Origin of the sequence: Porphyromonas sp. CAG:1061 (assembly GCF_000435035.1) — a bacterium.
GTDB lineage: Bacteria > Bacteroidota > Bacteroidia > Bacteroidales > Porphyromonadaceae > Porphyromonas_A > Porphyromonas_A somerae.
In genome coordinates this window covers 5,146-11,739 of record NZ_HF988941.1, presented here as the reverse complement: position 1 = coordinate 11,739, position 6,594 = coordinate 5,146, and the positions used below count along the sequence as shown (strand labels likewise).

Sequence of the window (6,594 nt, the reverse complement as noted above, 5' to 3'; positions counted from 1 at the left end):
GCATGGAGGTTTTATGGAGGGGAGTGCTTGCTGGGTTGGGTGCCGTTTCGGACAGGTCGGACAGGTCGGACTAAGTGCAACAGTCTCCCCACCTGTGGTTTGCATACAGACATACGGGATAGGGGTTATCGGGTTATATGGCTTTTTTGTATCTTTGTTGAGAGGGGTTTGGGAGATTGATTATTTTGATTAGGGATTGAAGATTGTTATGGAAGATATGTTTGAAGGATACGAATTGAAGTGCATTGGCATATTGACTTCAGGCGGTGATGCACCAGGGATGAATCCTGCCATTCGGGCAGTCACACGTACTGCTATCTACAAGGGACTGGAGGTGAAAGGTATCTATCGTGGTTATAAAGGGCTGATGAATAATGAGATTGTCGACTTTCACACGGAGAATGTAAGCAATATCATTCAGCGTGGTGGCACGATACTGAAGACAGCACGCTGCGATGAATTTAAGACGCCTGAGGGGCGTGCTCTCGCCTATGATAATATGCGTAGGGCGGGCATCGATGCGTTAGTGGTGATTGGCGGAGATGGCACACTGACGGCGGCTAGGCTCTTTGCGGCGGAATTCAACTTCCCAATTGTGGGGCTCCCCGGCACTATTGACAATGACCTTTGCGGTACCGACCGCACCATTGGCTACGCCACAGCCCTCAATACCATTATGGACGCAGTGGATAAGATTCGTGATACCGCTTCCTCACACGACCGCCTCTTTGTGGTAGAGGTGATGGGGCGCGATGCTGGCTTCTTGGCACTCAATGGGGCGATTGCCTCGGGTGCAGAGGTAGCGATTATCCCTGAAGTGCACGAGGCGGAGGAGCAGATCACGCAGATGATTGCCAATGGCTTCCGTAAGAGTAAGAATAGTAGTATCGTACTGGTTGCCGAGAGCGAGTTGACAGGCGGTGCTATGGGAGTGGCGAAGCGCCTTCAGGAGAGCCACCCTGAGTACGATGTACGGGTCTCGATCCTCGGGCATATGCAACGAGGTGGTAGTCCCTGCGCCGAAGACCGTATTATGGCAAGCCGTATGGGCGTGGCAGCGGTGGAGGCACTCCTCGATGGTCAGCGTAATGTGATGATCGGGATTGTCAATGACGAGCTAGTCCACGTGCCATTTAGCCGTGCCATCAAGGATGACAAGTCAGTAGACCCTGCAATGGTTCAGGCCCTTGCGATGCTTTCACTCTAAAGACCACGTAACTATGACACAAAGAGAGATCCCCTATAAGTTGGTGGCACTGGATCTTGATGGCACCTTGGTAGATGACCAAAAGCGACTTCTGCCCAGTACGATCAGTTCGGTAATGGCGATCCAAGAGCTAGGCGTAAAGGTGGTACTGGCAAGTGGTCGCCCCACCTTTGGTTGCCGTGCGATAGCCAAAACGCTGCGACTGGATCAGTATGGTGGCTATATCCTTTCGTACAATGGGGGTAAGCTCACCTCCTTGGGTGATGGGAAGATCTTGGCTCGTCGTGCTATCCCCAAGAAGTTACTGCCTCACCTCTATGAGGAAGTGAAGAAACGTCCGGAGCTCACCATCTTTAGCTATGAACAGCAGATGATTGTGAGTGAAACACCCGACGACCACTACGTACTAGAGGAGCAACGGGTGGATGGTGGTATGCCGATCAGGGGGGTGCCTCATCTACTTGAGGGACTTATAAGTGACCCTCTGAAACTAGCCATCACGAGCGACAACACCCATGCCCTCTACCAGATTAAGGAGGAGATGGAGGCTTACTATGGCGAACAACTCAACTTTTTCCTCACCAATGAGCACTTCCTTGATGTGGTGCCTCGCGGGGTAGACAAAGGGTCGACCATTGAGTTTCTTCTTGAGGAGTTGGGCATTGACCGAAGCGAATTGATCGCGGTGGGTGATAGCTACAACGACCTTGGGATGATACAGGTGGCAGGACTAGGTGTGGCGATGGCCAATGCGACGGAGGCGGTAAAGCGCTCTGCCGACTATGTGACGACGAGCAACAATAGTGATGGTATTAGCCACCTACTGAATAAATTTATCCTACAGCCTAAGCCCGATAATGTGGGGGACCTCAGCGTGGAGCTCCTCAATCAGATGATGGAGGGCAATACCTTGATGGGGACGCTTGGGATACGCTGCACCCGACTTGAGGAGGGGTATGTGGAGTGTACCATGCCAGTGGATGGGCGTACGCAGCAGCCGATGGGCATTCTGCATGGTGGCGCGACGCTAGCACTTGCAGAGACGGCAGCAGGGTATGGGTCGCTCTTGCTTCTTCAGGAAAATGAGATACAGGTGGGGATGCAGGTGAGTGGCAATCACATCAGTTCGGCACACGTGGGAGACACGGTCACAGCGGTGGGAAAGATTATCCACCGAGGACGCAGCTCTCATGTATGGAATATTGACATCCTTTCAGGAAGAGGGAAGCTGATCAGTAGCATAAGGGTAGTCAATAGTATTCTAAATAAAAGGTAAAAGCGACAGGCTAGGCAACTTTGGCTTACCTATGCTTGTTGTATAGATAATAAAGGACCATATTAAAGAGAAAAAGATATGTTTGAGAGGAAGAAATCAAATGACCAGCTAGTAGCTAATCTGATCAAAGGTGGCTTAATCGCACTTGCAGGTGCTGCTGCGACTACAGTATTCACGGCCTTTTACCGCCGGAAACACTCGATCCCTAAGAATGCTGAGCCTGTCACTTCTTTTGACCTAGAGCAATACCTAGGGAAGTGGTACGAGGTGGCTCGACTGGATAACCGCTGGGAGCGAAACCTGAGCGATGTCACCGCTGAGTACAACGTGATGGAGGATGGCAGGGTACAGATGATCAACTCAGGCTACAACTACAAAAAGGAGCAGTGGGTACGTTCTGAGGCGGTGGCACAGTTTGTCGGTGACCCTAATACGGCAGCTTTGGAAATAAGCTACTTTGGCCCCATCTTCACGGGCTACAATGTGCTCGCCATTGAGGGGGATTATGAGTATGCCCTAGTGGTGGGTCGCAACACCAAACAGTGCTGGATCCTCTCACGTACCAAGGAGCTACCTGAGGAGGTGCGTGCTCGCTTTGTGACGGAGGCGATGAATGTTGGTGTGAGGGTGAACAACCTTATCTGGGTGGATCACTCAATGGAGCTAGAGGAGTAATACGATGAGCGACTTGCTTCAGTTCATATTACTTTTACCGCTGATCTTGATAGTGATATTTGCTATCAAGTATCGGCGAGCACTCCTCTCTGTCTATAAGCTGAAGAAGCACTATAAAGAGGCACAGAAGAGTGCCGAGGAGGAGAGAGCTCGTCGGGAGCGGGTCCGAAGACAGACAGACGATGCCCCCTCGAGTGTAGAGATGATAGATAATGCCTCGCTGGACCTTGAAGGCGGGGAGTATGTAGAATATGAGGAGATAAAAGATGATTGAGACTAAGACTTTTGAGGTAACAGGAATGAAGTGCGGGCATTGTGCTCAGCAGATTGAGGAGGCACTAAGGGTGTCGCGAGGAATTGAATCGGTAAAGGCCAACCACGAGGCTGGCACTGTAGAAGTGCAGTACGATGAAGCGACCATCACGCCTAGTAGCATCAAAAAGATAGTGGAGAGCTTGGGTTTTGGCCTGCAGCTCTGATCCCACTTCCACAATCTAAAGAGGGCACCTCTATATTTTTGAGGTGGCTCTATCGGACAGGTCGAACAAGTCAGACGAGTTGGACGGGTCGGATACTATGGATTGTGGTAATTAAAAAAGGACCTCCTTGCGGGGGTCCTTTTTTATTAGCATACTATTGAGGGTGGCTAGAATTGGTAGCCAAAGCCGGCTTGTAGGTAAATAGGATACATCGCGTAGTTGATAGCGGTAAAGTTTCGCTTAAAGACTTGAGAGAAACCCCAATTGAGGTCGGCATTGATGTGGAAGTGCCGATAGGCACGCCACGAAAAGCCGAGCACTCCGCCCCACTGCCACCTCTGCATATTGCTTGAGAAGTCATAGAGCGATGGTTGATCCATAATCAGCTTCTCCCCTACTGGTGTGCCATCACGGAGATAGCCGTTCTGAACCATTCCGCTAAACTTTCCATCGATCTGATAACCGAGGTAGAGCCCCCCACGCACTTTCCAATTGCGGTTGAAGCGATAGTGAGCTTGCAGAGGCAAGCTGAGTAGGTTGGAGCTATACTCCATCACCACTTCACCGGTCCAGTAGCCCTCTACTCCAGCATTGTCCATCGTCACGGAGGTGTGGAAGCTTTTAGTGGTCACTTGTGTCTTCATTCCACGATTCTCCAGCTTTAACCCTGCAGAGATGCCCCATTCTGGTACTCCATAAGAATCGCCAAACCACTTCGTTGCCACTCCCTCAAAGGAGCCTCCGAAAGTAGGATTGTAGGAGTCAATCGAACGGACCTCCTGAGGGATATCCATTGGGGCAGCCCCTCCGATAAAGTTGATGGCCGCTTTTAGCTCAAATTCAAAGCCATCTTTAGTCCGGATGAAGCCATCATTATTGCTTTGAGCAGTGAGCAGAGTAGTTCCGAGTGCGATCATTATCGCAGCATATATAATACGTCTCATAAGTTACTTACAGAATATTTGCAGTTCATCAATCCACAAGGTACTACCCACAGCACCCTCAAAGTGAGCACCATTTTCACTCGATGAAGCTACGATCGCCAACCTATATTTACCAGCCTTTAGCTTCACGGGATCAATCGATTTGCCCTCCTGCATCTCAAAGGGCACTTCAAACTTCACCCACTTATCACTCACCTTTCGCTCGGTCACTTTTGCCACAGATATCAGCTGAGGACTATCCTGTACATTGGTGCCATCAAGCCACTGAATCTCATTGGTGGTCTCGAAGAATACAGCGTAAAGACTGAAGTTATCCACCTTTCCCTCAAGTACTTTATTATTTTTATCGGTAATCACTTTACCTGGGGTGTACTTATAATAACCTTCAAAGAGATGAGGCTCCTGCATGAATAGCTCTCCAAAGTGAGTTGCCTCAAGAGGTTTAGTGGCCATTATCTTAGTATCCATAGTCCCCATAAAGACGCTTCCAGCCGCAATAGGTTTTTTGGCAATTCTCCCAAAAAAACCGGTGCTTTTGGTCTGTAGCTTGGCCGCATTTCCCTTGTATCCCTCAGGGTCTTGAGTAACGTAGAAGTCTTTGCCACTCAATAGGAATACAGCATAATTGCCACTTGCCCATTCAAGAGTAACATTTCCTTTCTCATCTAGCTCCTGTAGAATAGGATATGGATCAGTCTTGTACCCCTCAAAGCTATAGGTCCAAATAGGCTGCTCAAGAAGTGACGGCTTTTTGACAGTAACTGTGTAATCTTTGCTCCACTTACCATCTTCAGAGGTTACCCGATAGATTTGTGGCTTGGTAAAGTCTCTAATAGAGCCGTTCTCAGGTGCAAGGGTCGCTTTATCGGTAATAACAAATACTGGTGCCAAGTTTGACACGTCCACCCAGCTATTGACCGTGATCTCCACCGTGTTATTGGTGATATGAATATCTCTAAAGAGGAGGTCTTGCCCCACGATGCACTTCACGATATCTGCTTCGGCATTAGGTGCTTCTGGCTTGATGCAGCCTGAGAGCGAGAGCCCTATGGCAAGGAAAAGGCTCAGGACAATCCCATTAATTTGTTTGCTCATTTTCATTGTTCAGCCTATTAGTTTTAATCAGAAAACGACGCAAATGTAATCAATATCTATCAATTATCCATCTTCGATTCACTTCAAAAGTGGGTTGCGGGCTAGGCGAAATGGGTTAATTGATTATATTTGCCTAGAATTAGAGAGATAAGCAACTTGATAGAATAATAATGATATGAATAAATGGAGATACCTAGTAGGTACCCTGCTAGCAGCCCTACTACTCATAGCCTGCCAAACTAAGAGTAAAGGCGAGGAGCAAGCGAACCCCTTACATATAGAGGCTGCGATAGCAATTGAAGAGGCGGTAGCCCAAGAGCCCGATACCCTTTCTAGCGAGGATATAGAGCTGCGGGAAGAGCTACTTTTTGAGGAGTATTACCTCGCCCCCACCTACGATTATAAAGATACTGTGAGGAGCATTAAGCTTGATCAGTTTAGAGCCAAACTGGCTTACGTGGAGAATCTGGCTGAGGAAATCGGGCAGTGGGCAGTGATAGAGAATTACCGCAATGGGCACGGAGAGGCTCCAACAGTGCAGAATTACCGACGCAATGAGTACCGTAGAGTAGCCGATACGCTAGGGGTAGAGCGATACCAATCTGCCCCACTATACCTACCCAACGACACTACCCAACCGATTATCTATGGCCGTGATGGCTGGCTCACTCACCTGATTGACTCAATAGGCAGCTACTACCAAATCACTCCGCTCAAAGGCTCCATGGGCAGTTATTGGATTCCAAAGCGATACTTGAGAAAGTTGGAGGGAGAGGTACAATTTGAGCACGTTATCTTTGTGGATCGAGGCGACCAAAACATTGCGACGGTGGAGCGTCAAGAGCGAGGCAAGTGGCTGATTAGAAGCACCAACCCCGCCACCACCGGCAAGAAGCAGCCACCCTATCAGATGGAGAC

8 protein-coding genes are annotated in these 6,594 nt (G+C 49.2%); 6 read left to right on the top strand and 2 right to left on the bottom strand.

Annotation, left to right across the window (positions count from 1 at the left end):
• Positions 1 to 208 precede the first annotated feature (208 nt).
• The 5 genes from pfkA (at position 209) to QVO39_RS07775 (ending at position 3,637) form a co-directional block, all read left to right on the top strand.
• Positions 209 to 1,207, top strand: coding sequence for a 6-phosphofructokinase (gene pfkA, locus QVO39_RS07795; protein ID WP_018028839.1), 999 nt, complete (start codon positions 209 to 211; stop codon positions 1,205 to 1,207).
• A 13-nt stretch (positions 1,208 to 1,220) separates the two neighbouring features.
• Entirely contained in the window at positions 1,221 to 2,483 is a 1,263-nt protein-coding gene (locus tag QVO39_RS07790; RefSeq protein WP_021903692.1) for a Cof-type HAD-IIB family hydrolase, read from the top strand.
• Positions 2,484 to 2,561: 78 nt separating this feature from the next.
• The gene (locus tag QVO39_RS07785; RefSeq protein WP_021903691.1) at positions 2,562 to 3,158 is read left to right on the top strand and encodes a lipocalin family protein; all 597 of its coding nucleotides are present in this window, start codon (positions 2,562 to 2,564) and stop codon (positions 3,156 to 3,158) included.
• A gap of 4 nt (positions 3,159 to 3,162) precedes the next feature.
• Positions 3,163 to 3,432 (top strand): hypothetical protein, encoded by a 270-nt coding sequence (locus QVO39_RS07780; RefSeq protein WP_021903690.1) that lies wholly within the window; start codon positions 3,163 to 3,165, stop codon positions 3,430 to 3,432.
• Positions 3,425 to 3,637 (top strand): heavy-metal-associated domain-containing protein, encoded by a 213-nt coding sequence (locus tag QVO39_RS07775; RefSeq protein ID WP_021903689.1) that lies wholly within the window; start codon positions 3,425 to 3,427, stop codon positions 3,635 to 3,637. The genes QVO39_RS07780 and QVO39_RS07775 overlap by 8 nt, the downstream gene beginning before the upstream one ends.
• A 167-nt stretch (positions 3,638 to 3,804) precedes the next feature.
• Here QVO39_RS07775 and QVO39_RS07770 read toward each other — a convergent pair whose 3' ends face one another.
• Positions 3,805 to 4,581: a porin family protein gene (locus tag QVO39_RS07770; protein WP_021903688.1), complete on the bottom strand. Its 777-nt coding sequence runs from the start codon at positions 4,579 to 4,581 to the stop codon at positions 3,805 to 3,807.
• 3 nt (positions 4,582 to 4,584) lie between these two features.
• Positions 4,585 to 5,676 (bottom strand): PCMD domain-containing protein, encoded by a 1,092-nt coding sequence (locus QVO39_RS07765; RefSeq protein WP_288171933.1) that lies wholly within the window; start codon positions 5,674 to 5,676, stop codon positions 4,585 to 4,587.
• A 175-nt stretch (positions 5,677 to 5,851) separates the two neighbouring features.
• Between QVO39_RS07765 and QVO39_RS07760 the strand changes: the two genes are divergently transcribed.
• Positions 5,852 to 6,594: murein L,D-transpeptidase (locus QVO39_RS07760; protein ID WP_288171932.1), on the top strand; the 743-nt coding region annotated here is incomplete at its 3' end.